This is a genomic window from Hallerella succinigenes (genome assembly GCF_002797675.1).
Lineage (GTDB): Bacteria > Fibrobacterota > Fibrobacteria > Fibrobacterales > Fibrobacteraceae > Hallerella > Hallerella succinigenes.
The window spans coordinates 2,579,673-2,604,112 of sequence record NZ_PGEX01000001.1 but is presented as its reverse complement, the minus strand read 5'-3'; the positions used below and the strand labels follow the sequence as shown (position 1 = coordinate 2,604,112).

The 24,440-nt window shown below is 57.3% G+C and carries 35 protein-coding genes and 1 tRNA gene; 6 read left to right on the top strand and 30 right to left on the bottom strand.

Annotated elements, in window-relative coordinates; translation table 11 throughout:
- Positions 1-106 precede the first annotated feature (106 nt).
- Positions 107-1,042: an outer membrane protein gene (locus tag BGX16_RS12105; RefSeq protein WP_100426272.1), complete on the top strand. Its 936-nt coding sequence runs from the start codon at positions 107-109 to the stop codon at positions 1,040-1,042.
- Positions 1,043-1,149: 107 nt separating this feature from the next.
- Here BGX16_RS12105 and BGX16_RS14735 read toward each other — a convergent pair.
- Positions 1,150-1,214, bottom strand: a tRNA-Leu gene (locus tag BGX16_RS14735).
- A gap of 350 nt (positions 1,215-1,564) precedes the next feature.
- On the opposite strand from BGX16_RS14735, the gene BGX16_RS12095 reads away from it, so the two are divergent.
- Both BGX16_RS12095 and BGX16_RS12090 read left to right on the top strand, forming a co-directional pair.
- On the top strand, positions 1,565-1,921 hold the full coding sequence (locus tag BGX16_RS12095; protein WP_100426270.1) for a helix-turn-helix transcriptional regulator: 357 nt from the start codon (positions 1,565-1,567) through the stop codon (positions 1,919-1,921).
- A gap of 65 nt (positions 1,922-1,986) precedes the next feature.
- Positions 1,987-2,331 carry a hypothetical protein gene (locus BGX16_RS12090; RefSeq protein ID WP_100426269.1) on the top strand — a complete coding sequence of 115 codons (345 nt, stop codon included), beginning with the start codon at positions 1,987-1,989 and terminating at the stop codon, positions 2,329-2,331.
- On the opposite strand, the gene BGX16_RS12085 is transcribed toward BGX16_RS12090, so the two are convergent.
- From BGX16_RS12085 to BGX16_RS12065, 5 genes are read right to left on the bottom strand one after another with little or no spacing between them, the layout of a single operon-like run.
- Positions 2,294-4,966, bottom strand: a complete 2,673-nt coding sequence (locus BGX16_RS12085; RefSeq protein WP_100426268.1) for a minor capsid protein — start codon at positions 4,964-4,966, stop codon at positions 2,294-2,296. The genes BGX16_RS12090 and BGX16_RS12085 overlap by 38 nt on opposite strands.
- Positions 4,967-4,969: 3 nt before the next feature.
- Entirely contained in the window at positions 4,970-6,232 is a 1,263-nt protein-coding gene (locus BGX16_RS12080) for an anti-CBASS protein Acb1 family protein (RefSeq protein ID WP_100426267.1), read from the bottom strand.
- Positions 6,233-6,244: 12 nt separating this feature from the next.
- Positions 6,245-7,624, bottom strand: a complete 1,380-nt coding sequence (gene terL / locus BGX16_RS12075) for a phage terminase large subunit (protein WP_157798037.1) — start codon at positions 7,622-7,624, stop codon at positions 6,245-6,247.
- Between the two features lie 8 nt (positions 7,625-7,632).
- Positions 7,633-8,091 carry a hypothetical protein gene (locus BGX16_RS12070; protein ID WP_100426265.1) on the bottom strand — a complete coding sequence of 153 codons (459 nt, stop codon included), beginning with the start codon at positions 8,089-8,091 and terminating at the stop codon, positions 7,633-7,635.
- Positions 8,092-8,093: 2 nt separating this feature from the next.
- The gene (locus BGX16_RS12065; RefSeq protein WP_157798036.1) at positions 8,094-8,267 is read right to left on the bottom strand and encodes a hypothetical protein; all 174 of its coding nucleotides are present in this window, start codon (positions 8,265-8,267) and stop codon (positions 8,094-8,096) included.
- A 52-nt stretch (positions 8,268-8,319) separates the two neighbouring features.
- Here BGX16_RS12065 and BGX16_RS12060 point away from each other — a divergent pair, with 52 nt between their 5' ends.
- Positions 8,320-8,862 carry a hypothetical protein gene (locus tag BGX16_RS12060; protein ID WP_100426263.1) on the top strand — a complete coding sequence of 181 codons (543 nt, stop codon included), beginning with the start codon at positions 8,320-8,322 and terminating at the stop codon, positions 8,860-8,862.
- A 25-nt stretch (positions 8,863-8,887) separates the two neighbouring features.
- Here BGX16_RS12060 and BGX16_RS12055 read toward each other — a convergent pair whose 3' ends face one another.
- From BGX16_RS12055 to BGX16_RS12000, 12 genes are read right to left on the bottom strand one after another with little or no spacing between them, the layout of a single operon-like run.
- Positions 8,888-9,385 (bottom strand): RusA family crossover junction endodeoxyribonuclease, encoded by a 498-nt coding sequence (locus BGX16_RS12055; protein WP_198514919.1) that lies wholly within the window; start codon positions 9,383-9,385, stop codon positions 8,888-8,890.
- On the bottom strand, positions 9,342-9,797 hold the full coding sequence (locus tag BGX16_RS12050; RefSeq protein ID WP_100426261.1) for a D-Ala-D-Ala carboxypeptidase family metallohydrolase: 456 nt from the start codon (positions 9,795-9,797) through the stop codon (positions 9,342-9,344). Before BGX16_RS12050 ends, BGX16_RS12055 begins: the two co-directional genes overlap by 44 nt.
- Positions 9,790-10,161, bottom strand: coding sequence for a hypothetical protein (locus BGX16_RS12045; RefSeq protein ID WP_100426260.1), 372 nt, complete (start codon positions 10,159-10,161; stop codon positions 9,790-9,792). Before BGX16_RS12045 ends, BGX16_RS12050 begins: the two co-directional genes overlap by 8 nt.
- Entirely contained in the window at positions 10,158-10,697 is a 540-nt protein-coding gene (locus tag BGX16_RS12040) for a DUF1353 domain-containing protein (protein ID WP_157798035.1), read from the bottom strand. Before BGX16_RS12040 ends, BGX16_RS12045 begins: the two co-directional genes overlap by 4 nt.
- 8 nt (positions 10,698-10,705) lie before the next feature.
- Entirely contained in the window at positions 10,706-10,894 is a 189-nt protein-coding gene (locus tag BGX16_RS12035; protein ID WP_100426258.1) for a hypothetical protein, read from the bottom strand.
- Between the two features lie 3 nt (positions 10,895-10,897).
- Positions 10,898-11,296, bottom strand: a complete 399-nt coding sequence (locus tag BGX16_RS12030) for a hypothetical protein (protein WP_100426257.1) — start codon at positions 11,294-11,296, stop codon at positions 10,898-10,900.
- Between the two features lie 2 nt (positions 11,297-11,298).
- Positions 11,299-12,279, bottom strand: coding sequence for a hypothetical protein (locus tag BGX16_RS12025; protein ID WP_100426256.1), 981 nt, complete (start codon positions 12,277-12,279; stop codon positions 11,299-11,301).
- Positions 12,280-12,281: 2 nt separating this feature from the next.
- Entirely contained in the window at positions 12,282-12,584 is a 303-nt protein-coding gene (locus BGX16_RS12020; RefSeq protein ID WP_100426255.1) for a hypothetical protein, read from the bottom strand.
- 9 nt (positions 12,585-12,593) lie between these two features.
- Positions 12,594-13,655, bottom strand: coding sequence for a hypothetical protein (locus BGX16_RS12015; RefSeq protein WP_100426254.1), 1,062 nt, complete (start codon positions 13,653-13,655; stop codon positions 12,594-12,596).
- A complete protein-coding gene (locus tag BGX16_RS12010; protein ID WP_100426253.1) occupies positions 13,656-14,300 on the bottom strand; it encodes a baseplate wedge 1 family protein in 645 nt (214 codons plus the stop codon).
- 9 nt (positions 14,301-14,309) lie between these two features.
- Positions 14,310-15,233 carry a hypothetical protein gene (locus BGX16_RS12005; protein ID WP_100426252.1) on the bottom strand — a complete coding sequence of 308 codons (924 nt, stop codon included), beginning with the start codon at positions 15,231-15,233 and terminating at the stop codon, positions 14,310-14,312.
- Positions 15,233-15,604, bottom strand: a complete 372-nt coding sequence (locus BGX16_RS12000; RefSeq protein WP_100426251.1) for a contractile injection system sheath initiator — start codon at positions 15,602-15,604, stop codon at positions 15,233-15,235. Before BGX16_RS12000 ends, BGX16_RS12005 begins: the two co-directional genes overlap by 1 nt.
- A gap of 122 nt (positions 15,605-15,726) precedes the next feature.
- On the opposite strand from BGX16_RS12000, the gene BGX16_RS11995 reads away from it, so the two are divergent.
- On the top strand, positions 15,727-16,053 hold the full coding sequence (locus BGX16_RS11995) for a hypothetical protein (protein WP_100426250.1): 327 nt from the start codon (positions 15,727-15,729) through the stop codon (positions 16,051-16,053).
- Between the two features lie 57 nt (positions 16,054-16,110).
- On the opposite strand, the gene BGX16_RS11990 is transcribed toward BGX16_RS11995, so the two are convergent.
- Genes BGX16_RS11990 through BGX16_RS11970 form a run of 5 tightly spaced genes read right to left on the bottom strand, consistent with a single transcriptional unit; the run spans position 16,111 to position 20,620 of the window.
- Complete coding sequence (locus BGX16_RS11990; protein WP_157798034.1) at positions 16,111-16,737, bottom strand: hypothetical protein; 627 nt, start codon at positions 16,735-16,737, stop codon at positions 16,111-16,113.
- A 38-nt stretch (positions 16,738-16,775) separates the two neighbouring features.
- Complete coding sequence (locus BGX16_RS11985) at positions 16,776-17,777, bottom strand: baseplate hub protein (RefSeq protein WP_100426248.1); 1,002 nt, start codon at positions 17,775-17,777, stop codon at positions 16,776-16,778.
- Complete coding sequence (locus BGX16_RS11980; RefSeq protein WP_157798033.1) at positions 17,777-18,121, bottom strand: phage baseplate plug family protein; 345 nt, start codon at positions 18,119-18,121, stop codon at positions 17,777-17,779. The genes BGX16_RS11985 and BGX16_RS11980 overlap by 1 nt, the downstream gene beginning before the upstream one ends.
- Positions 18,090-18,839, bottom strand: a complete 750-nt coding sequence (locus BGX16_RS11975; RefSeq protein ID WP_100426246.1) for a phage baseplate protein — start codon at positions 18,837-18,839, stop codon at positions 18,090-18,092. The genes BGX16_RS11980 and BGX16_RS11975 overlap by 32 nt, the downstream gene beginning before the upstream one ends.
- Positions 18,836-20,620, bottom strand: a complete 1,785-nt coding sequence (locus BGX16_RS11970) for a tape measure protein (RefSeq protein WP_100426245.1) — start codon at positions 20,618-20,620, stop codon at positions 18,836-18,838. The genes BGX16_RS11975 and BGX16_RS11970 overlap by 4 nt, the downstream gene beginning before the upstream one ends.
- A 74-nt stretch (positions 20,621-20,694) precedes the next feature.
- Between BGX16_RS11970 and BGX16_RS14730 the strand changes: the two genes are divergently transcribed.
- Entirely contained in the window at positions 20,695-20,925 is a 231-nt protein-coding gene (locus BGX16_RS14730) for a hypothetical protein (RefSeq protein WP_157798032.1), read from the top strand.
- Here BGX16_RS14730 and BGX16_RS11965 read toward each other — a convergent pair.
- The 7 genes from BGX16_RS11965 to BGX16_RS11935 all read right to left on the bottom strand — a co-directional run bounded on the left by BGX16_RS11965 (position 20,885) and on the right by BGX16_RS11935 (position 24,426).
- Entirely contained in the window at positions 20,885-21,289 is a 405-nt protein-coding gene (locus BGX16_RS11965) for a hypothetical protein (protein WP_100426244.1), read from the bottom strand. The genes BGX16_RS14730 and BGX16_RS11965 overlap by 41 nt on opposite strands.
- Positions 21,290-21,313: 24 nt before the next feature.
- Entirely contained in the window at positions 21,314-21,724 is a 411-nt protein-coding gene (locus BGX16_RS11960; protein ID WP_100426243.1) for a hypothetical protein, read from the bottom strand.
- A 15-nt stretch (positions 21,725-21,739) separates the two neighbouring features.
- Positions 21,740-22,603, bottom strand: coding sequence for a DUF3383 family protein (locus tag BGX16_RS11955; RefSeq protein WP_157798031.1), 864 nt, complete (start codon positions 22,601-22,603; stop codon positions 21,740-21,742).
- A 193-nt stretch (positions 22,604-22,796) separates the two neighbouring features.
- Positions 22,797-23,270 carry a hypothetical protein gene (locus tag BGX16_RS11950; RefSeq protein ID WP_100426241.1) on the bottom strand — a complete coding sequence of 158 codons (474 nt, stop codon included), beginning with the start codon at positions 23,268-23,270 and terminating at the stop codon, positions 22,797-22,799.
- Positions 23,267-23,545: a hypothetical protein gene (locus tag BGX16_RS11945; RefSeq protein WP_157798030.1), complete on the bottom strand. Its 279-nt coding sequence runs from the start codon at positions 23,543-23,545 to the stop codon at positions 23,267-23,269. Before BGX16_RS11945 ends, BGX16_RS11950 begins: the two co-directional genes overlap by 4 nt.
- A 101-nt stretch (positions 23,546-23,646) precedes the next feature.
- A complete protein-coding gene (locus BGX16_RS11940; protein ID WP_100426239.1) occupies positions 23,647-24,051 on the bottom strand; it encodes a DUF4054 domain-containing protein in 405 nt (134 codons plus the stop codon).
- A 3-nt stretch (positions 24,052-24,054) separates the two neighbouring features.
- Entirely contained in the window at positions 24,055-24,426 is a 372-nt protein-coding gene (locus tag BGX16_RS11935; RefSeq protein ID WP_100426238.1) for a hypothetical protein, read from the bottom strand.
- Positions 24,427-24,440: the final 14 nt, after the last annotated feature.

Below are 24,440 nucleotides of genomic sequence, written 5' to 3'. Positions count from 1 at the left end.
TCTTAGACAAACTAACCAATCAGTGAGGTTTAATATGGGGTTCCGCACTAGTCTGTTGTTTGTAGCCGTAGTGACAATGAGCGTATTCGCTTCGGAAAGGGTTTATATGCCCCTTTTCGAATTGGCCAACATCCATGAAGACTACCAGTACGCAACGTCCAAGTTGTTCCAGCGGTATGCGGACAAGGACGGGCGTTATGAAGTGGTCATCCCGGCTCAGACGGACTCTGTCCAGGTTCAACCGTCCAAGGCAGATGTTCAGAAGACGGCAGAACGAAAGGGTTGCACCAAGTTCATTCTTGCAGACTTGACCCGTCTCGGAGAAACCGTGGTCGTCACCCTTTCTCTGTACGGCACTCAAAGCGGGAAGCTTCTTTGGTCCGATGCGATGAAGGCTGCGGGTCCAAACGATCTTGACCCGATTCTTGAACGCATGGCAAAGAATATCGGAACGGAAAACGTTGCTTCGAAGACCGACGACATTTACACCGTTACCCAGAAGGAAGAAAAGAAGCTCCGCAAGACGCGCGCAAACAAGTCCTTCGGCTTCGGTATTATGGGCTTTACGATGCTCAACCATCCGGGTCCGTGGTTCCAGCCGGGTCTTGAAATCTTCTGGTCGTACGATTCCCGCAACATCTTCTTCCAGATCGATGCTTCTATCAATTTCTACAACGGTTCGGAAGATTACACCTACACCAGTTATTACAGCGACGAAAAAACAACCATTAGTGTTGACAAAACCCTCGCGAACTTTTCGTTCGGGCTCTCGGCTTACTATCCGTTCTTAGACGGCAGTTCGACTCCGTTCCTCGGCGGCGGTGCTTCATTCGCCACCACCGTTACTTCTTATGACTCCGACTCTTATGAACCAGATGGCGATAGCAAGGCCGGTATTTGGGTTCGCTTAGGCGGTGGGTTCCTCTTCAACCGTACAAGCACGGTGACTTTCCGCATCCGTGCCGAATATGCAATCTCCACCTACAAGGTCGAAAATCACATCATGCACGGTCCGCAGGTGGGACTCGAAATCGGCTTCTAAGTCAAAACCTGGCAAGTCGATTTCAAAAAAGGATGCCGCCGGCCTAGCCGGCGGTTTTGAATACATACAATAAAACAAGGCCCTCCGCGAAGGAGAGCCTTGTTTCGTGGGACCTCCGGGACTTGAACCCGGAACCAGCGGGTTATGAGTCCGCGGCTTCCGGAAAAGTCACTGACAGCAACGTTTCCGTAAAAACGGCACACGAAAGGCACATCCGGATACCGCTTTTTTACCGACAAAAATTTTATAAAATTATTGCAAAGAACACAAAAACAATGTATATTGATAATATGTTCGAAGTAGTGTTCACAAAGGCCGCAAAAAAAGGAATCCGCAATCTTTCGGAAATAGACAGAAAACGTCTAAACCGTCTTGTCGATTCCCTGAAGAAAACCGGTCCTATGCAGCCTGCATTCCGGAATTTTTCAAAGCTGGGTGAAAATACTTTCCACTGACACCTTTCTTACAGCTGGGTGGCATGCTGGAGTCAAGAGAACGAAAAAGTCATCATCGAGGTTTATTATGTTGGCAGTCGCGAAAAAGCCCCGTATTAAGGTCTCGGCAGAGGTCATTCCGGAATCTCTTCTTGATTTTCTCAGGAAGAATTTTGGTGGCGTGGAGATCAATCCGGAAACCTATACTCCGGACGAAATTCCTGAACTCGTCGAAGCCCGTGAGAACACTTCCCCCGGCGAGGCTATCTTCCTGGACCGTGACATGCGCGGAATGACCCAGGCGCAGCTCGCCAAGAAGCTCGGCGTGGCCGTGACCGTCGTTTCCGACATGGAAAACAACAGGCGGGCGGTTTCCCGCAAGATGGCGGTGAAGCTTGCCGACGTGTTCGGCTCCGACCCTGCCGCCTATTTCAGGTTCAAGTGAGAAGTCACCCGGAAGGAGACCCTTCCGGAAAACGCTTTATTTTTATTGCCTAAAGGAGGCTTAAAATGGAAGAAAAAAGATATACGATTCTGAAGGATGGTGATTTTAGAATTGAAAAACATCCCAGCAGTAAAAAAATAATGGGAGATTATTTTGCAGGCTTAGAAACCATGGCCCGCGAAAAATTATACACAAAAAAAGAACTGCTGGATCTTGTGGCAGAATATGAAGGCACAGCCAAAGGCTATAACGTTGAATTGCCGCAAGGTTATTTTTTCCCGTATAATAAAGAATTTTTTGGCCTATATGTAAATCGCGCCGAGGGACATTGCGACCCCGGCGCTGGAGCACTACTGTTTGTGTTAAAAGAATTTAATAAATTACAGGATTCCCTGGGATATAAGGTTTAACGGCCTGTTTAATGATTTCAAGGATAGGACTCCATCGATCATTAATTTGATCGTATTCAAATCCGACTATCTTAAATTCTGTTCCTCTCTGTAGAATTCCTTCAAATTCAGGATCGGTTGCAGGCAATCTCATAGTAGCCTCCTTACCATCCCATGTTGTCGGAGACGTGTCTCGGACTCCATACGCAGAAAAAGGTTCGGCATAGAGGCATTTTGTTCCCTTCGGAGCGAATATTTTAAAATTCAAATCACTTTTTAGAAATCCCGTATTTCTTGAAAAAGAAGTCGACAAAAACGCCTTCTGCGTACCGGTCTTTCCCTTGAACTTCTTCGTCAGCGCCTTTGCTATATCATCATTAGAGCGCTTGCCATTATTTAGCGCATTTATTTCCGCTTCAAGGTCAATACCGAATACCCCCGAAAAGGTCCCCCATCCTTGTCCGCTCCTCAGCCATGTATCATGCGGCAGGCTCGTCCTGTCAATAAGCCGAGTCAGATTCGGGTTGTGCTTCGTGACCGCCTCCATCACGTCCTTTCCAGAAGAATAATAATGCGCCCCGTACAGCGGTTCGTTGTTGACCTTCGATCCCTGCGTGTAGTAGTAGGCGGCCTGCTTCTGTTCGAGCGTGGCAGTTCTCCATGCGGCAGAAGCGTTCGGCATCAAGGACGCATCCTGAGATTTCCATTCTCCGCTGTCGATGAACCGGGCTGCATTTCTCTGTTTCGCCGTACTCGGCTTGAACGATACTTCATTGTAAATGTCGCCAGCTTTCGGGTCAAGGACGCTCTTTACCGCCATCTGTTCGACGCTGTCTATCTTGGCGTTCAAATCGTCGAGTTCCTTCTTCGTCGTCGGCTTTGCCAATTTTTGGAGTTTGCTGACTTCCGTCACGAATTTTTTCGTCTTTGCGAATTTTGCGGCGCTGGCTAAGACATCGATCTTGACTTCGGCTTCTTCGGCAGCCTTCTTGACCACTTCCGCGAGCGCCTTCTCGTACGCCTTCTTCGCCACTTCCCAGGTGGCGTACTTCTTGTTCTTCTCGACGTACTCGATCTCGAACTCGAGCTTCTTGATCTTCTTGTCGATGTCGAACTGTTCCAGGTACTCGAGCTTCTTCCGGACGGCATCCTGCACCGCCTGGGCTTCCTTGAGCCCGTGTTTCCTCATGGCTTCGAGCGGCTCCGCGAGCAGGTCGAGCTTCGAGGCTTCCGCATCCACCTTCGCCTTGAAATTCTGCGCAAGGCCTGCCGCCTTCGTGTACTTGCCCTGACTTTCCGCCTTCTTGACCGTGGACGGGAAGGCGAGCCCCTTGATGCCGGAGTATTCGCCACGGATGTCGTCCACCGTCTTGATGGCTTCCTTGATCTTCGCCTGGCGATCGTCCCAGCGCTGCTGGATTGCCGTGGCCTGTTCCTGCGTGCGCTCGGCGTGTCTCGCTTCCGCGTTCCGGAGGATCCTGCGCCGGTTCCAGGCGGAAACGATCGCCCGTTCCATCTCTTCGGTCCGTTCCGCATGGCGTTTAACCGCCGCGGCTTCGAGCCGTGCCGTTCTCGCTTCCTCAGCCAGCTTCCTTGCGTTCTCTTCGGCTTCCTGTCTCGCCTTTTCGGCGGCCTGTCTTTCGGCTTCCGCCCGTTTTGCCGTTTCCTTCGCTGTTCTCAGCGCCTCTGCGGCCTTTTCCCGTTCAGCCTGTTCCTTCGCCTTCCTTTCGGCTTCCGCGCGTTCCTGCGCTTCCTTTTCGGCCAATTCCTCGGCTTCCCGCTGTTCGAGCAGGTCGGAGTCCTTGACCTCGTAGTCGCCGTCGATGGCCGGGTCCCACATGACCATGGAACAGCGGCACTGGAAGTCCGTCCCCGGATGGCCGTGGTACATGTCTCCCGTGCGCCTGTGCTCGATGGGGCGGAGCGGCTGCTTCGGGTTCTGCTCGAAGTAGACGTCTCCGTCCGTGACGGAGCAGATGCGGTCGTTCATCAGCGCGTGCGATTCGCGTTCGCGCCCGTCGATGGTGGTGAGCCACTTGTAGTACTGGACCCCGGCGCTCCTGTACGTCTCGAGCGTCACGGCCGTGTTGAGCTTCGCGAGCTCCGTCCGTGCGATGAGTTCCGCCCTGTGCTTGAACTGGGACGGCAGCTGTTTCTCGATCGCCTTCTCGAGCTGCGCCTTGTTCCAGCCCGCCTGCTTCGCTCCGGCGACGATGACGGCGATCTTCGTCTTCTGCTGGGCGCATGCCGATACGCACAAGTCCTGGAACGTGGCGTGCCAGTCGTTCAGGATCCATTCGGTCGATCCCGGAGGGTAGTACGGGGCGCCGATGATCATTTCAGACTGCCTGCTGAAATTCTCGCGAGCCTTCCTGTCGGTGCGCATCTCGATGCTCGTGAGCTCGCCCTTGAAGGCGTCGGACAGCACCGGCTGCGATTCGGAAAGATCGCCCTGGTCGTCCCTGAACGTAGAGAATCCGACCAGGGCGGCTTCCAGGAATTGCCTGTAGATGCGCATGAACTCCGCGACGGTCTTCTGCTGGAGCTCTCGCTCCATACCGCGCGGGTAGAACTGCTGCGCGTTCATGACGGGACGACGCCCGCGTTTCGTTCCTGCCGCCATCGCGGCACGTGCGAATTCCTGGAATGCTCCCATCCCTTAATCCTCCGAATCGACCGTAAGTTCGAACGAGTGCCCGTTCGCATAGCGGGCCTTTCTCACTTCGTCCGCCGTGATGATTCCCGCGTTGATCGACGCGATGTCGATCTCGCTTTCCTTCTTCCTTGCGTCGAGTTCTTCCGTGATCGTGCGGGTGTCGATCGTGCCCCACGTGAACCCGGTCACGTCCTTCTCGAAGTTGCGCTTCGCGAAATCGGCGAAAAGCGAAGCCGACGGCTTGTAGAGATAGCGTTGGCGCCATGCGTTCACCGTCTTGGCGTACTCCTTCGCGTCGCCCTCGTTCGTCTGCGCGAGCCCCGTGGCGCTCTGCCCGAAGAGCAGGCTCATCGGCATGTGGCTCTTCGCGGCGGCAAGGACGAACAGCTTCTGCATGACGTCGGGGATCCCTCCGAAATTGTGCGAGAGGATCTGGAACTTGTCGCTCGGTCCTGCGAACGCGGCGCGCATGCTGTTCATGCATAGCTTCACCATGCTGATCAGGTCGTGGACGTCCTTCAAGCCGCAGTCCGGCTTCGAGAGCAGCTCGTTGATGCCGTCGAGGGTGACAAGAAGTGTCCCGGTTTCCGTCGCCATGTTCACGACCGATCCCGTGACCGTAGCGATGTCCTTCAGCGCCTTTTCGACCGGACGCAAGGCGCTCGTCCCGAAGAACTTCTCCCGGATGCAGCCCGAATTCTTGAGCGCTCCCGGAAGCCGTTTCCCGTGGAAGACGGTGCACCGCTGCGGATGGATGCGCACCTCGTTCCCGTCCATCAGCTTCACCGGGTAACAGGTCGGCGTGTCGCCCTCGAAATCCGAGGACTGCAGGGAAATTTCCCCGGCACCGTACACCCGGAATCCGGAAAGTGTCCACCTGTCGTCGGGCGCTTCCTTCAAGTCCGGGACGTTTCCGGTCTGCTCCTCTTCGTATTCCTTCACGATGACGGCGCCTCCCGTCAGGCGCATTTCTTCGCCTGCGCTCTGGATAGCCTCGACAAGCCCCGCCTGCATGGCTGCCTCGAGGATTTCCCCGTCGTCATCCCCGGAGAGCGTCGGGTCGTTCATGAACGCCGTCTCGACGGGATTGCAGACGATGATGTCGGCGAGTCCGTCGAGCATCTGCATCCGCGCCAGTTCCGCGAGGTCCGCAGGCGTATACGATGACGCCTTCGTCTCTTCGGTCTTGTCGATGCCGATTTCGCCCAGACCCGTCACGAGGTTCTTGTAAGGGCCGTCCTGGAAAGTCTTCCGTTTGCCGCTCATTGTCTACTCCTTCTAAAGCCAGGCCGCGATCCCGCGCGTGGCGTGCTGTGTAAGATAAAGGATGCCCTGGTCCAGGGCGTCCACCTGGTCGTCGTGCTCGACGCCGGGATACATGAAGAACTCGTTCTCGAAATCGGTAAGCCACGGGGCGTTCCTTGGAAGCAGCAGGTTCCCCGCCTCCACCGTCGGAGCCGCGCTGTTCGCCCTCTGCTCCTTGCTGCCCTGGGGGTTGAAAGCGATGATCCCCGGCACCTTGCTCCTGAGCGTAGCGATGACGGCCGGCCCGTTCGCCTTGTCCTCGACAACCTTCGCCGTCGCCATTGGCCATTTTTTCGTCATCCGAAGTATGGCGCGGATCTGGCTCGTGAAGTCGATTTTCGAGTGCTCGCAGTCGAGAACGTAAATGTCGGCTCCAATCTGTCCGATGACGAAACCCGCGACGAAGTCCCCCGATTCCGAATCCTTGAACGTCAAGTCCCAGCTCTGAATCACGCGGTCGAAAACCACCGGGGCGGTATCGTAATACCGCACCCAGCTGCGCTTGAAGATGCCGCCTGAACGTGGCGTCGGACGCTGCTGGTAAAGCGCAGCCCAGCTGTAGGATCCGAGAACGGCCTTGAGTTTCAGGAGTTCGCCGATGTCGTACCGTTGCGGATCTAGGGCCTCGCCCTCCTTCCTGTGCGGCTCGTCGTGTTCGGCGATGGCCGGGTAGTTGACAAGCCTGTAATTTTCCCCGACGCCTGCGTGGTCCATTGCGATGAGACGGCCGGCGAGGTCGTCCTGGTGCCATCGTGTCTGGATGATGATGATCCCGGCTCCTGGCGCAAGTCGCGTCCGAGCCGAGTCCGTGTAAAATTCCCATACGTTCTGGCGTATGGTGGGGCTGTCCGCCTCCTTCCTGTTCTTGATCGGGTCGTCGATGATGAAAATGTTCGCACCCTTGCCTGTCACGCCACCGTCAACGCCTGCGGCGATATAGGCCCCGTCAAAGCCAGGAATCTCGAACATGTCGGACCGTTTCGTCGAAGGGACGCCCTTTTCCCGGAATCCCAGGCTGACATGCGGGAATATCTCGCGATATTCGTCGGATGTCATTATCCGTTGCACGTCCCTGCTCATCGATCGCGCGAGGTCCAGGTTGTAGGAGACCGTTATGATCTTCATCTGCGGGGCGACGCCGAAAACCCAGGCAGGGAAGCGTCTCGACGCGATTTCGCTCTTGCCGTGGCGAGGCGGCATCGTCAGGATGAGGCGCGGGCTCTTGCGTTCCATCACGTCGGCAAGGAAGTTCATGAGTCTTCCGCAAATCTCGCGGTGCACCCATCCGACGGAATAGTCCGGTTTCGTCGTCTTGACGAAAGCCATCAGGTTCCTTCTCGAAAGTTCAAGCATCGCAGGCGTCATGCTTCAGCCGCTCCCTTCTTGAAGGCATCCCCTTCGAAGATCCCGAGCTGCACGGCTTCCGCCCTCATCTCGACCGGGCTTACCGCCTGGATATCACGGACTTCGACCCTTTGCGGGTTTTCCGCCATCTTCGAGATTGCGGCGATCCTTGCGCGCTTTTCTGCTGCGTTCAGCGTCAAGCCTCCCGCCTCGAAGATGAAGCGGGCCGCCGAAAGGTCACCGGCGAGCGCCTTGGATATGAATACGGAAATGATGCCCCTGGCCGCGTCCACCTTTTCGTTGGCGTCCACGCCGACCTTGTACAGGATATCGGCGAGGTTCCCGCTCGTGGGGATATTGGTCTTGAGCCCCTTCTTGACAAGGTTCTGTAACCGGCGTGTCTCTCCGCCGTTTGACGCCTTCGCGCCGAGTCGCGCGAGAGCCGACATCTTTTCGTGCATAGCCTTGTCTACCATGGCTATGCCCCGATTTTCGCCCACCAGGAGTTGAATTCTGTCCAGCTTACGGTCATTCGACCGCGCGGCGTCGCGCGGTGCACCGGGAGCCCCCGGCTATCGACCCATCCGTGTACCGTCCAGTAGTTGTAACCAATCCGGGCGGCGAGTTCCTTTAAGGTGAGAAATTCTCCCACTAAGTCCGTTCTTGTTACCTTAAAATGTAATATATTTTTCAAAAAAAGCACCATGAAAATTCTAAGCAAGGGAAATCTTTCAAAGATCGCGGATTCCGCATTCTTCAAGGACAGCGAGCTCGCCGTCGGATGGCCTGACGGCAACAAGACCGCAGTCTATTACGCCGCGCAGAAAACCGGGAAAAACATGAAAAACGGGAAGTCCATCCCTGCCGGGAAGCCGGTATCGCTCGCCATGGTCGCCCGAACCCTGAACTACGGTCGCGAGGCTGGATGCACCGTTTCCGGCCACCGTTATCCTGCCATTCCGCCACGTCCGTTCATGGACCTTGCCTCCGCCAACTTCGCAAAGAAGGCGGACGCCATCCTCCGCAGGCTGCTCCACCGTTACATTTCCGGTCAGATGACCGCCCGCCAGGTGTTCGAGTCCCTCGGGCAGAAAGGTGTCGACGAGATCAAGGATTCCATGCGCAACGGCCAGTGGGTCGCCCTCTCCCCCTACACAATCGCGAACCGGCGCCATGGCGGCGACAAGCCTCTCATCGACACCAGCACCCTCGTGAATTCGGTCTCCTTCGAAATCCGCAACAAATAATTTCTAGACGGGTTCCTGTCAAGGATCAACGGATTCGTGCACCCGAAATCCTTGATGCATCTCGACATTTTTCATCCGTAACCTCCGATAAAATCCTGATTTCGATTTTTGCGCCCCCGTTCCCCTTCCTGAATTCGCCACGGCATGATTCCTCCGCCACGATGTCCCAGGAGTCGTCCTTGACTATCCCGGAATCCACGAGCAGGTCGAGGACCGACGCCATCTGGTTGTTGTGGTCACGACGGCGCCTGTCGGCGTGATAGAACGTGCAGTCCACCCGCAGGCGCATGCCCAGCGGGATGCCTATGCGCCCCGCCTTCTGCATGGCGATTTCCGCCATCGCCGTCCGGTGCCACCGTTCGTGCGCCTTCGACGGGAACGAGCGGAGCCGTCCTCCCGCCATCGCGAGACGCCTGCTGTTCTTCTTGCTCGGGACCTCTCCCGAAATTTCGAAGGCGAACGTTTCGGTCATGCGCGGCTCACTTGAAAAGGATCTGCCCGCGCGGCTTCTCGCCGAACGCACGGAAACCAACGTGCATGAAACGGATCCGTGACGATTCCACGCCGGGCTTTTCCGTGTACAGGATAAGCTGGTCGATGGAGAGCGAAAGAATGGACTCCCGGCAGATGGCGTATAGCCGTCTGTTGCCCGTTTCCGTGCCGTCGTAGGCGCAGATGTCGGCGGCGAGCCCTTGCGTATGGGCGGACGTCGGAACGCCCCCAACGCGCGCGTTTACCGCCTCGGAACGGAATGCGCAGTTGACCCGCACCGCCTTGCCGAACTTCCCTCGGACGGTGTCGAGCCTGTTCGCGGTCACCATCAGGTTCTCGACCTGATCCCATGTCGTCGGGCGGTTGTCGAGACCGGTGTCCGTACGGGTCATTTCGGCGAAACTGAAATAGCGCGGTTCCTCGCAGGTGAAGTACTTATCCATGCTTTCTGACCTTCATGAATGACAGCGGGTCCATTATGTCGAGAAGCGAGTCGTCGATTTCGCCATCCGTGATGGCGTCGCGGTAGAGACTCGGTGAATTCTCGACGTCCACGACCGTGTCGAGATCCCATTTCGCAGGGTCGAACTTCAGCCCTTCCTCCTCGTCGTGGAAGCAGCTCGCCTGTTCGACGAGGACTCGGTAGAGCGCCTTCGTCGCTTCGAGCCGTTTTCGCATGATTCTACGGTCGTCCACGGTGAGCTCGTGGAGTTCTGCGTATTCGTCCGTGCACGCCTGTTCAAGGCGCCACACGCGGTTAGCCGTGGACTGGATTTCGCTTTCGAGTACGGTGAAATAGTTTGTCATTTTCGATCCTTATTGCATGTTTCCGTCCGTCTCCATCTGACGACGGCCCTGTCGCGCACGTTGTATCCGTCGTTGCCCCAGTGCTGATTGCCGCCTGCGAAGCATTCGAGCCCCTTGTCGGCGCAACCGGCGAGGAATCGCGACATGCCCCAGCACCTCCACATCCCGCGGATGATGTCGTCGCACTCTTCACGGGAGAGGTCGAGGACGGGCGTGTCGCGGACGAGCCCGGGAATCAGGCCGCGGACGCTGTAGAGCACGTCGTGCGCCGTCGGTGCGGCGTTGTAGCGGTCGTCGCCGTGACGCCAGTTCGGCACGAGGAGCGAGACGGGCCACTTCGTGGACGCACCGTCCGTCACGTAGCCGTCGAGCAGGCAGATGCTGATGACGCCACGGTACTTCCGCCCGTCGGTCATCCTGCGCGTGAAGTGGATCCATATTGTGGAAGGATCTGTGAAAAGGTACGGCCGCGATTCTGTCGTGTGGAAATTTGACGCCGAGAAGCTGTCTACGGTGATGCGGTTTCGTCTTGCCATTTTTTCTCCTAGGTCAGAAACGGATCGTGATCCGTATCCCGATGCTTGTTAGCAATTCGAGAATCTTCTTCATTGTCCTTGTCCTTGCATACGTCATCGATGCCGTCGAGGATTGCCTGTCCGACAAACGCGGCCACGATAAGACCGAGTCCGGCGACGACCACCGCCATCGCGATAGCGATTGCGAATTCGAGCATCCCTCAAGCCTCCTTCATCTTGATGAGCAAGTCAATCTGTCCGGAAAGCTTCGCCACGCCGTTGTCCACCTTGCCGACCGAATTCCGGAGGTCGTCGACCTTTGAGTCGAGCTTCTCGAACTTGTCGTTTCCTTCCTTGAGCCTCTGCATCGTAAGAGCCTCGAAGGACTCACGCGCGGAGCGCTCCTCGATGACCGACCGCTCGATCCTGTCGAACCGTTCGGAGTATTCCTTCTGCTTACGTTCGCGATCCTTGCGGATGTCTTCGGTCGCCTTCTGCCCGTCCTGCAGGCGCGGCAGTATCTTGTACAGCCCGAACCCGAAGAGCGCGATGCATACGAGAACGGCGAAGGCGGGAGCTCCGATTTCGTTCGCAATGGAGGTCAAAGTGGCTGCGTTCATGTCTAGTCTACCGTCGAGAAGTCGATGCCTATCGGGACGAGCGATACCTGCGTCGATGACTGCGCCTCGAATACCAGCAGGTCCACGGCGTGTCCGTCCTTAAGCGTGAAGTAGCCGCTCTTGCCGTTCGCGCCGCCGTTGAAATGGTACGTTTGGTTGCTCCCGGTCGCGTTCACGAACGTCACGCGCCCGCCGGACGGCGCCCCGGCACAGTATCTGGAGAGGTCGCCGTCGTAGTAGTAGGCCGTATCGACAAAGTAGGGCAATGCCGGGGCGTAGGCCATTCCGTTGTCCTTCATGGACAGCTTCGAACAGGATATCTTTTCCGTGGCGACGGATTTCGCCGATACATCCATGGCAATCGTAAATCCACCGTTAACGATTATGTTCTGTCCCACCGTCTTGGGGTAGATGTTGTCCGTCGACACGTTCCCCTTCAAGACCACCGCGTCCAACGAGGTTTTGACGGTCATCGACTTGACCGTATAATCGCCCGTCTCGTCGATCTTTTCCGGAGTCACGGCATCGTCCGCGATCTTGGCGGTGGTTACATTGCCGTCGATGATCTTTTCCGTGCTGACGGACTTGTCCGCGAGACTTCCGTTGGATACTGCGTGCATCGCAATCTTCGCGTTCGTCACGGCGTCGTTCGCCAGTTTGTTCGTCGTCACCTTTTCGATGCCGATGAAGGCGCCGATTACGCGCACCTTGGCACCGTCACGCGTGATGTCGGACGCCGAGAAGAAGATGTCGAAATTTCCGGAATCGGATCCACGGAAGAATGCCGGAGCGAGATAACGCTTCTTGAAGTCGTCCTGCTCGTCGACGACGAGCGTGTGCGCCGGGTCGCTCGCGAAGAGGGCCTCGAGCTTGATTTTTCTGTCTCGTTTGCTTCCTGATCCTTGCACGAGGTAGAGGTAATCCGAGCCCTGTACGTTTTCCGCATCCGGTTTTTCGAGAAGTGTAGTGATGTTTTCCGCCATGATTATACCTCCCTTGCTTCATCGAGCGAAGCGATAAGCCATCCCTTGACTTCCGCCAAGGATTCGGTTTCCGCCGTCACGCCATGTAAAATTTCGACAGCCGTCCCGAAATAACCGCTGGAAATCAGCGGCAACAGCTGGATGAACGGGAGCACTTCGGAGCTGTCGATTTTCAGCAGCTTTTCGTGCAGGTCACGGTCAATCTTCGGCGCGATGGCGTAGTTCCAGTCGAGCCCTTCGTTGTTGCGTGCCAGGCACTGCTTCTTGCAGTCGGTAGATTCCAGATATTCCTTTCTTGAGTACATCTCATTCTCCTATACAAGGCTTGCCGCGCCGAAAGTGACGAACGGGATCTTGTCCGCCCTGCCCATGGCGCTGTCGACGGGCAGGAATGCAGGCTGCGAGACCGTGCCTTCGAGGTTCTGACGGAGAGTGTAGTCGTACGTATAGTTGTAAGTGTCGTGTCTGTCGAGCGCAGCGAGCTGGAGCCCGCAGGTCCATACCTGGATGATGTATCTCGTGTTGCGCTTGATCGAGAGCGACCCTTCATTCGTCTCTTCCATGTCGACTTCGCAAAGCTCCTCCCCGCTCTGGAAATCCACTCCAAGGAACCGGAGCCCGCTCTGTCCGAGAAGGTTCCCCTGCATGTCGAAGATGCCGACGTTGAAGCATGGCGGCGGGTTCTGGAAACTGAGCGATCCGCAAAGGGCAACGTTGCACTTCGTAATGCTTCCCTGTGCGTCGGCGATACGCATGCACTGGTGCACGCTTGCGTTGAGCCACTGGTAAGTCTCGGACGACGTATCGCCCCATGCGAGGCGTTCCGCTCCGCTCTGGAGAGCGTACGATCCGTAGTTCGCGGTCGCGCTGTTGACCTGCGATTCGTCAATCGTGGCGATCTTCGGGTCTGCGGAGTACTCCAGGTTGATCTGGACGCGGAGCTGGTTGCCGACCGGGACCAAATCCAAAAGGTCGGAATCCGAGACGAGGACGTCCTTGAGGAAGCCTGCGACGGCTCCAGATTCCACGGCCACCTTTCCCGATGCGCCCGTATCGGACCATTCAAGCTCGCCCATCCCATTGCTCACGGAAAGTACCTTGCCAGCGTCCGTGGATCCCGGTATGGGAACGAGAGCCCCCAATACCGGGGAATTGCCAATCGTGACCTTCATGTGCGTGGTATAGCGTCCCTGGGAAACGACGAGTCCCCCCTTGACTGCATCTAACGCGTGCGGCTGATAGGCGCTTTCCTGCGGAAAGTCATCCGCCGGGACGTTGATGTTCGCCCCGTTCATCGTTGCCGGGAAGAGCGCGCCGCCTGCCTGCGCTTCGGCCAGCGTCTTCTGTCCATACGAGCTTAATTTTGCTTCTGCCATCTATGCCTCCGGTATGAGCTGGGTCACGCCGTCCTCGGCGACCAGCCGTGTCCCGTCGCTTTCCGCGACGAGCAGTGATCCTGTACCGATGTTGGCGTCTTCCGCCGCCATCAGGAAAAGTTTTCCATCCGCATCCGCCAATAACGACCCGTCACCCTGTCCGATTGCGGCGCCTGCAATCCCCAGCACCCCTGCCGGGGCGAGCTTGCGCACTTTCGCCTGTAGGATCTGCCTTCCGTTCGGCGTATAGACAAAGAACGCCACGTCGAGCGGGTCGTCCGGATTGTCTTCGTCCATGTACTGCGGTTTTTCGTCGCCGCTGAGTTCCCGGGCGTTGTCGATCACGTTGTCCGGCGTGCCTGAATTGTCGACCAGGATGTCGGACTTCAGCCGTTGCCTGTAGTCGCTGTCGCTTTCCCCCGCTTCTCGCGGGAAATTCCGCAAAGAGCCTAAAATGTCGAGCCATTCGCCTTCCGCCTCGTCAATGTTCGCCCATCGGGTGAACCTGTCGATGGCGTGCTCGAACGGTTGGCCGTTCTTGACCATGGCCTGGATGAGGGCCTTCAATTTCGGACTGCTCTGGTACTGGTCCAGCGCGAGTTCCCAAGCTTTTTCGAAAAGATCGATCTTGCCCGTGTATTGCATCGGTCCCCCTTAGAGGTCGCTAGGCAGGACCGTGATGTTCTCTTCCGGAAGACTGGCGTATGCGCCTGCACCGACCGCCTGGCGTGTGCCGCTCCAGGTGGAGCCTCCGTCCATGGAAACCTCCACAGAGACGCTGTCGATGCCCGCGATTCCGTAAACAGGGACCGTGATCCGCTGCGGGATGACGTCCTTTCCGACCGTATATTCGGTCGTTGCCCAATCGGCCACCGCCGTCTTGATCCTGTCGACGTAATCGTCCGGAAGGTCCTCTTCCTCGTATTCCGTGATCGTGATCCTTGCAAGGACCGGAGTCCCCGTAATGGACGAAAATTTCACCGTATGGGTAAATCCATCATTGTCCGTCGCCGTTCCCGAGCTGTTCCCGTGCGAAAGGATGCCGGCAGGCTTGCAGTCCCAGATGAACTGGGCGATTTCGTCCGCCGTCGCGGTCACCCCGTCCGGGACGAATACTTCGAAGCGGTGCGCCGGGATCCCGTCCACGGTCTCGTCCTCTTCGTTGACCTGCAAGGATACGCCGGATGCGATCTTGTCTCGCAGGTACGTGAGCATGCCGTAGTATGTGGCGAATCCGTAATGGTCCGCGCTCTGGATTCGGTCACGCAGTTCCTCGTCTGTCTCGCCTTCGTTCCTTCCGCCCACAGTGATGCTCGCCAGGTAATCGAGGAAAATCCCCGAAGCCGTCGCCGGGTTCATTCCCTGGACGACCACCTGCAAGTGTTCGGCGATGGCGGTATATGCGAAGGCGAAAAGGTCCACCAGCATGCCGTCCGGAGTGGACGGGTCAAGGTCGATGCTTTCCCCTTCGCTGTCGAAGATGGCGCGGTAATCCGTCGCCAGCTGTTCCCGGATTTCCACGAAACTTGCGACCGAGACGCCTCCGTTCTGGTCGATTGTCACTGCATTGATCGCCATTAGAAATCAGCCTCCGCGACGCTGCCGTCCTCGCATTCGACGGCGATGGATCCGGAAAGGTTGCGCCCGTCCGTCTTGAGTTCCATCGTCTTTATTCTCCGGACGCCTTCAAGTGCCCGGATTTTCTCTTCGAGGATCCTCTGCGCAAGGTCCAGGTGCGTTTCCGACAATGTGAGAATCTTTTCGAACCATGGCACCCCGTGGCTTCCGTCGGTGAAGGCTTCGCCCTCGTTGGTCCGTAAGAGGCAAAGGACGGCCTGCTTCACCCGCTTAGCCTGCGGGCGGAATCCGTCCCCGAGGATGCGGGCGATGCCCGTCCCGGAAGCGTTCAGCTCGATGTCGTGCGATGGATTGAGCGCCAGTTCGTTCATTCCCCGAAATATAGACCAGCCCGAGGATTATTTCCGCAAACACCCAAAGACACCAAAAAACACCAAAAAACTAGACCGTAAGCGGGGATTTTTGTTTAGATTGATGACGAGGAGGTGACGCCATGGGAAACGAAAATAATCAGTTCACTGAAAGTGGTTGGACTGAAAGTGATTGGGTCTGTGCAATCGTGTACATTACTTATCTCTTTTGGCCGTTTGTTTTGATCCTCCTTTTTGGAGCTTTATTTCCTTTGTTCTTTTTCATAACAGGGGACATTGAATATCTGATTTTGTTCCTTCCTGTCGGTTTTACGTACCTCTTCATCTGGGGCTATCGCAAAGCGCTCAGGGATACGGCAGAAATTGCAAGGCAACGGCAGCAACCGCCACCGAAGCTTTCGAAATGGGAAGAAAAGAAAAAGGCGGAATCCCTCTATAAATTCCCCTGAATATTCAAAAGACGGCCACGAAGGGCCGCCTTTCTTGTTCCATGGCAAATTGTCGCCTTATTGAGGCGTTCCCGTCATTCCATTGATGGTTCCTCCCGAGTGGAGATGTGTGCTGAGCGAGATGCCGGACAATCCGCCCTTTACGTCGGTTTTCCCCGTCACCGTCCCGTCGCTCTCGATGTCGCCTTCGACGGCAAGATTCCCCGTCACCTTGACGCTGTCCGCATCTAGCATCACGCTGTCCGCGCTCACGGTCACGCTGTCGCCTTCGATGGTCACCTTCCCGTCGTCGCCGATCGTGACGGTGACCTTGGGTTTTCCGCTGCCGTGGGTCTCCCTGCGTACCGGGATAGCCACGAGACTGTTCAGGTCGTTACCGCCGAACGAAGGCGCCCTGAAAGGATCCGATGCGGCGTCCGCCCAGTCCCCGTCCGCCCATTCGGACTGGTCCCTGCTTCCGGAAACGAGCCACACCGGGTCGCCTGCGGAAAGCGAGAATTTTACGAGCGCGTTCGCCGTCCCAGGCCAAAGGACTGGAATGGAGCGCATCGGTTGGACCGTGCCGCCCCCGGCTTCCTGCTGCAGGTTCGTCAGGCAGTTCCGCACGCTTGGGAGCGCGTCGATTGTCCCGTCCGAATTGACCGCCGAAACCGTACCCGGGAATCCCGTCTCGAACGTCTCCATGTAGGAATCGATCACTTTCCGGATTGTCGCCGTTCCGCTCATTCAGTCACCTCCACCGCCTCGCATTCGACCGTGAAGTCGGATCCGGTCGTCCCTCCGTTGAATTCCACGCTGTCGATCGAAAAAAGTCCCTGGACAGCCAGCACGCTGTCGTAGGAGTCGCCAGTCGTGCTGTCGAGTTCCACGCGTGCGTTCGGGCAGAATTTCGGGCTGAGGATAGCCCGGAACCTGACCCTGCGCTTTCTGTCCACTTCCTGGACTTTCGGCGCGTGCTCGTCAAGCCTGTATTTCTTCTCTAGCTCCGGGATTCCAGCCATCATGTGGTATGCGTCACCGCCCCCGTTGATGTCGTTGTCGCCCTCGTCGCGGATTTCGGATGCGGAAAGAAGCCCCGTGTCGTAATAAAGGGCGATATGCTCGATCTCCACGTGCTTGTTCTCCCCGAGAATCAGGATCTCGTTGTTGTCGTAGAACGCGCCGAGTTTCGCCTCTGGCTTGAGTACCGTCCGGACAAAGTTCTCGAAAACGCCCGGGAAGGATCCAGAAGCCTGAAAGTTGCGGGAAAGAGCCCCGTCGAGCGCATCGAGGTCAGCCCCGGCCCGCAAAGCGACCCCGGCATAATCCGCCATGTACTGGAGGCATTCCCTGAATGTCGCCCCCTTCCGGAAGCGCACGTCGCAGGAAAGCTTCACGAGCTGGTAATAGGCGCCCCTTGCGCTCTTGCACGTCATTGCCGTCACGATGTCGGGTCCTTCCCTGTGGGTCTCCACGCGGGCAATCTGCCCGACGAAAATGTTCCCGACCGTCTCGTCCTCGTGTCCCGCCTGGAGGATCACCGATGCTCCCGTACGCATGACGTATCGCAACGTGTCCGGGCTCGGGTTGTAGAGCGTGATCGTGGCGGCGTTGTCCCAGAACTCGATCGACCGCGTCACCGAGAACTCGATGTCGAGCCCGTCGATTCGCTTCGCGTCTTTCGTATCCATGTTCCCGAGCGCAAAATTACCGACAAAAAGCCGGACAACCCTTCCGAACGCCATCAGAGCACCCCCTTTTCACGCATCTTCGCGATTTCGTCGTCCGTCAGGTAATAGAGCCCCCACGTCGTTCCGAAATTGTCGAACGTGATCTCGTCGTCGCCCGTCTTTTCGTCCTTCAGGACTGCAAAATCCCCGGACTGAAGCGCCTTTTTGCCTGCCGAAAGGAGCGCACTCCATGGTACCAGAGCCACGCCCAGGTTTTTCCCGTTCGCGCTCTCGAAATCGGCGAACCATTCGCCGGCCCTGTTGTTCCAGAGCATCCGGATGGCGACGCTCTGCCCGCCTACGTTGACGGATTCCACCATGTAGGCATTACCCTTCATGTCCGTCGGTACTCTCAGCATCCTGATATCCTCCGTTTGCGACGGTCTTGCCGCCCTTCATCCGTGCGAGTTCGTCGATTTTCTTTTCCGCCTCGATTTCCTCTGCGCTGACCTTGCCGTTCTGCTTCTTCCTTGCCGCCACACGTTCCTTCCATGTCGTCTGCTTTGCCGGAGTAAACGTCCCGCCCTCGCTCGTGCTCACGAAGGCGACGGAGCGGATCTCGCGGAGCGTCAGCGTGAACTGGATCGCTTCCCCGTCTTCGGCTCCGCGATCCGCCTGGATGCTCTCGATCGCCATCTCGTCATAGATTTCGAGCGCAGTGACGAGCCGGACCGTCCCCTTCCGCTCTGCGATCTCGTTGAGCATTTTCCATTTGTCATCCCGAGCCGTGTTCTTGATCGCCTCGTTCCCGTCCCCGTCCTCGATGGTCACGTTCTCCGGCTTCGTCACCTTCCCGTCCTTGTCGACGGTAAACCCGGAGCTTTTCCGGACCGGATGGTTCGTGAACATGCCGCGCACCGTCACCGAGCGGAGCCTGCGCTGGATGCTGTCTGAAATGACCTCCCCGTTCTCCACGGCGTGATCGGTGATGTCGAATCCGAGCTCGTGCGATTCGTCGATGAGCAGGTCGAACGGGAGCTCGTCAAGACCGAAATCCTCGGACTGCGTGAAGAGCGACGCCGGGATGGCTCGCGGAATGGGCCGTTTCCGTGTCGCCCGCTGGATGTACCCTATCATTCGTTCACCGCCTGGTATCTGTTCATGACCCTGAGCTGGCTTCTAAGGATTTCCGTGAGGTTTTCCTTGACAAGCCTCGAAACGCTGTTGAAGTCCGCGCTGATGTTGACGACCGGCTTGGGGAGTTTCGGCGGTTTCATTCCCTCGCCTTCCTTCTTGCCTTCCTGTCTGGCTTCCTGTTTGAAAATGTCCAAGTACGATCCGGCAACATCCACACCGAGCCTCTTGGCCGTCTCCAAGGTTTCACGATAAGCTATTTTCTCGCTTTCGGTCCATTCACCGTCCGCATTGAATTTTTTGTACGTTTTGATTATTCCACTTCTGATTTTTCCGTCCTCTTCTATCGCATTGACCGTCTCTTTCGCTTTTTTCTTCTCGTCAAGATAATCTAACAGCGTAGATCCGAACCGTACGATCTGCCCGACAGCCCAACCTGTAGCAGCATAGAGGCCTCCCTTGAGCATCGGTCCGCCAAGAGCCTCCGTAAATTTGCCGACCTGTCCTGTCGCCCCATTCGTTCCGACAGCCGCAGCCGTCGCGTTTGCCTGGGTCGCCATCGACTTCATGGCCGATGTTAATCCTAAAACGGACCTCATAACGTTGCCCGATACATACGCCACCAATCCACCGAGAGCGCCTGTTGTCAAATATACGAGATCCGGAAACGGAGCGATGGCCTTGATGAGTGTCGCCAATCCTCCTCCGAATCTCCCGACAACGTTCACGATATCTCCGAGCATCTTCGAGACCCCGGTCCAGTCGATGCTCGCCATCGTCGTGGCGATACCCTTGATGACGTCCTCGTTGTTCCTGAAGGCGTCGCCCATGGCGATGCTGAAATTGTCGACCGCAGTGCTGAGAAGGCCTTCGAGCGTCTTGCTCCCGCGTTCTGCTCCCTTGTAGAACTTTCCGCCTTCCTGCGTCGCAAGGTTTAACGCCTCGCGGACCATCTCGAACGAAATCTTTCCTTCGCTCATCGCGTCCTTGAGTTCCGCCATGGGTCTACCCCATGCCTCGCTCAGGATGGCGAGCGGATTGAAGCCCGCATTGATGAACTGGAGCAGGTCCTGCCCCTGCAATTTCCCGGCGCTGGCTACCTGCCCGAGGACAAGCCCGAGGCTCGACATCTGGCTCTTGCTGCCCATGGCGATGTCGCCCACCTGCTTCATGAGCTTTTCCGTGTCCCCTTCGCTCACGTTGTACTGGATTAGCCCTTTCGCCAGCGATGCGATGTCGTTCATCGCGTACGGCGTGTACTTGGCATACTCCTCGAGCCTCTTCGTGAATGCGGCGCCCCTTTCGTCGGAACCGAGGAGCGTGCCCAGGTTCGTCCGGAGCGTTTCCGTTTCCTTGAAGTTGGTGAGCCCCGAAGAGAACGCCTTTCTCGGAAATGCCGTAACGAGACCGGCTACAGACTGCATGCCCGGCAGGGCCATCAATGCCTGGGCCCAGTTCGCGCCTTTCTGTGCCGTTACCTGCGTCTGGGCAACCTTTGGAGCCGTTTTCTGTACGGATGCGACTCTTGTCCCGAGTCCGGAAATTCCGCGGGTCGCCTGCGTTACTGCCGATGAAAAATTGAGGAGCGACTTGGTGGCGTTCCGTTCTGCATGCACCATGGAAGAAAGGGCGGTGTTCCCGCCCTTCGACATGGATCCCGTCCCGTTGAATGCCGCCTGGACGCCGAATCCAAGCTTTAGCTTCTTGAGTTCGGACTTTAAGGCAGCATCGAATCCGGAAAGGTCCGGGACCGCCTTGATCTTGAAAACATAATCTTCAGCCACGTTCAGCCTCGTTCTTCTTCTCGTAAAGCTTGCGCCATGCGGACCTGTAATCCTGCCGCATCTGTCGAACCGCCATGAAGGCCTGCATCCTGTCGAACGTCCAGTTCTCCTCGATGTCGGAAAGCGGGACTTTCGACTCGACTACGATCGCCCAAATGACGAAATCATCGGAGGCGCTCCCTTCGAGCGTCCCGATTTCGCCCAGTTCCCCGCCGTCAGCGGCGTCTTCGGCAATGAAGGCCGCAACGTACGGGTTCGACCCGTTCAGGTTCCAGCCGAGCCGTTTTCCGGTTCCTGGGCTGTAACGAAAGGGGTGAGACGTTCCTCGCTCCAGATCCGGATGAGGATCCCGTAAAGTTCGGAGCCTTTTCCCCGGAATTGTTCCGCGATGGCGTCCATGTCAGCAAGTCGGACGTGCGGTTTGCCATCCGTCACCACCGTGGTGCGGTTGAAGGTCGTCTCGACAAGCCATCTGTATTCGTCGTCGGAATAATCCGCGAGTTCTTCGGTGACCGCTTCGTAAAAATCGGTCTCGTTCTTGCTCCCCTTGCGGGAAACTCTAGAGAACAGGGCGGTCACCTTGCGGTCGAGGTTCAGCGCCTCGAATCCAGTGTGCGGCAACGACTGGTATTTTTCGCCGTTGACTTCAAAATCGATAGGTTTCAACATGGTTTACCTCTGGTGTTTTTCCGGTTATGCGCCTTCGAACGCGAAGTCCGCGTAAACGTCGAGCGTGATGGTGCGTGCCGTGGTGGCGCGTCCCTTCGTGGCGTCGCCCATGGAATTGATCCATGCCTGTCCCATCAGCACGTATGCGCCGTTGAGATCGGTGATGGCGAACGGGTACGGTCCTGCACCCGTGCGTTCGTCGGCGATGCGCAGCGCTTCGATGGCGTCGATCTGCGGGCTCGTCTGCATCATCGGGAGCGTGACCGTGTAGAGCTTGCGCACCATGCGTGCGCGTTCCACGGCGCCGTTCGAGCCTTCCACGACTTCGAAATCGTTCCCCTGCTTCGTGACCGTCGGGTCGCCGTTGAAGTCGGTAATGGCAACGCCGTTCAGGGCGATGTTCACTTTGGTGTGGTCGTATGTTCTTACTGCCATTTTTCTTTCCTCCCGTTAAAGGGTGACGTTCAGCTTGACCGTGTTCACGGTGTGGATCGAGTTCATGCGGCTGTATCTGCCCGAGATGAGCGGCAGGTTGCGCTTGCGCACGTCTTCCTCGTTGTTCTCCTTCAGGTAGTCGTAGGTCTTGTATTCGACCTCGAAGCCTTCCATGATGTACTGTCTGTCGGAGCCTGCCGCCTGCGTGAATACGTTGCCGATGGCTGCCGCCACGCTCTGGATGCCCGTATCGTCATAGGTGACGCCCGCTCCGTCGTTCGCTTCGCCGAGAAGCGCGAAAATCTTGGACTGGACGTTGAAACGGATCCAGTCGTCCTTGATGACGTTGTCGATGAAGGTCTTCGGTCCGTTCGCGCAGGTGCCCATGAAGACGCGCTTTTCGCCCGCCACCTTTGTGTAGATGTTGATGCCTGCAGCGATCGCAGCCGCGTAAGTGGTCGGTGTGTAGCTGTCCGCAGTCATGCCCTTCACCTTCTTGTGCGCAAATGTCCCGCGGGCGGAATCCGCAGCGCAACGGAGTGCGACAAGGGCGGCCGCCAAATATTCCGGATTGTCGTCCACTTCTTCGACGTGCTGGTAGATGGCGACACGGTCGACGTCCATGTCTTTGAGCGCCGCCATGAGTCCGGATGCGTCCGGGACCTGGACGTGCAGGATCTTGTGGTTGTCGGAGAGCCATGCCTGAAGGCTCAAAAGTCCGGCGGACGTCGCCTTGTCCTGGAACGTGACGATGTGGTAAAAGTCGAGCCCCGCCTGTGCGGCGCCCACGATGGCGTCCTGCAATCCGGCGAAAGAAGCGCAAGGGATGACAACCAGCTTGTCGGGCATCGACTCCTGTGCATAGATGTTTTTGGCCATGCCGTAGAGCTGGCTGCCAGTCCCGAAATCGTCGCCGATGCTGTCGAGATCGGCATAGACTCCCGCGGAAGCGCTGGATCCGTCGCCAGCCGTGCCGACGATGGCCATGGTGTTCACGTCGGTCGTTTCGACCGCGCTCACCGCATCATGGATGGAAATGTTCACAATCTGGTCGATAATCTGGGCCATGATCTTATTCTCCTGTTAAAGTAAAATCCACGTTATCGATCTTCGGTAGCGCCGCCTTCCTGGATTCCCCGAAGTTCACCCGGAACGAGGCGCGCAACTGCCTGATGAAAAAGTCGCCGTCATAGCTGTCGAGCCGGATGATCGCCGACGGGTCCCATACGGTGAACCCCGCCGTCTTCGCCGCAGCGATGAACTCCGGACATTGCAGGTGCTGCAATGCGTGCCTCAGGTTGTCACCGTCGCCCTCCACCTCGGTGAAGTAGAGCGTCGCCACGTCGAAAAAGCCGTATTCCCCGTTTTCGCCCGGAGGCGGCGTCATCCGGTTCCCCTGCTGTTCCACGCCCTCCACTCCGACGGCCATGTAGTTGCCGACAGGCGCGGGCTGGTTCGTAGGCACCTGGATGAACGGGCAGCCTTCGAATTCTTCCTGCGAGTTGAAATATCCGCAGATGCAGTCTCGGATTCCCTGCAAGGTCATGATCCCCCCTTCAGGAAGTCCGGAATCTGTGCGGCAGGCACTTCGGAAGCGATATACTTCCAGTGCTTGATCGGTCCCAGGTTCTGGAACGGCAATTCTTCGGTGAGTTCGTAGACCCGCCCGGCAGCGCTGACCACCCATCCCTGGGTGTCGCTCAGCTGTGCCCTAGCGATGAGGCGTTCCGAGGCGTAAACCTTGACGACTCCGGTGTTCCGGTTGCCCTGCGAAAGGGCGAGCGCCTCTTCTCCCGTCACGCTCTGGATCGTTCCACGCACGACCCTGCTTGAAGCCTCGACATCGAGCGGTCGCCCGTTCGATCCGAATCCAGGCTTCGGAGCCGTGTAGAACGTGAACTTGCGGTTGAACGGCGTCGTCATCAGAGCACCTTCCTTGCCCCGCCGCAGAAACGGCGGAAATTCACGCGCCCGGTCACTCCCGGACGCACGCTGTACTGCTTCAAAAGTGCCAGGTACTGCTGGCCAAAGCTGGTGCTGGAGAGGTCGCCGTCACCGTCCGACGATCCGGAAGCGTAGGAAACGGAGATGTCGCCTTCCTTCTTGGAAGCGATCCTTCCGGCGTCTCCGTCAGCCCCGCGTCCTTCGAGCGCCCCGATGTGGCTGGCCATGAGAGCGAGCGCATAATGGAACGCGGCGCCGAAATAGCACCGTCCGACCCTGAACTGGGCCATGGCGATCCAGGTCTCGCAGCGGGAATCCGCCACGAGGTCGGGGTGCATGAACCCCTTCACCTTCGCCATTTCCTCTTCGGTCAGACCTGCCATCGGTTATTCCTCCGTGTCGCCTTCTTCGTCCTTTTCGTCGCCGGTTTTCTGCTTTTCCTGCTTCTTGACGGCGTCTGACCATTCCTTGTCGATCTTCTTGATCTTCGAGGCCTGCTTCTTCGCTGCCTCAGTCACGCCTTTGTCCTTCGATCCGGACGTCACGCCGTCGAGCGCATTCTTGGTGTAGGCGTGCGCGATCGCCTTCTTGACGTCCGCCGCATTGGATTCGTCCACCTGTTCCAGGCGTCCGTCTTCGAGCATTTCCTTGATGGTCGGGTGAGTCAGGTCGAACTTGTCGTCCACGACGTTCGTTCCCGGAATGAGCCGGTACTTGCCGTAAAACACGGCGCGGGCTTCGTTAAAAATCAGAATCATCGTTAAACCTCTCG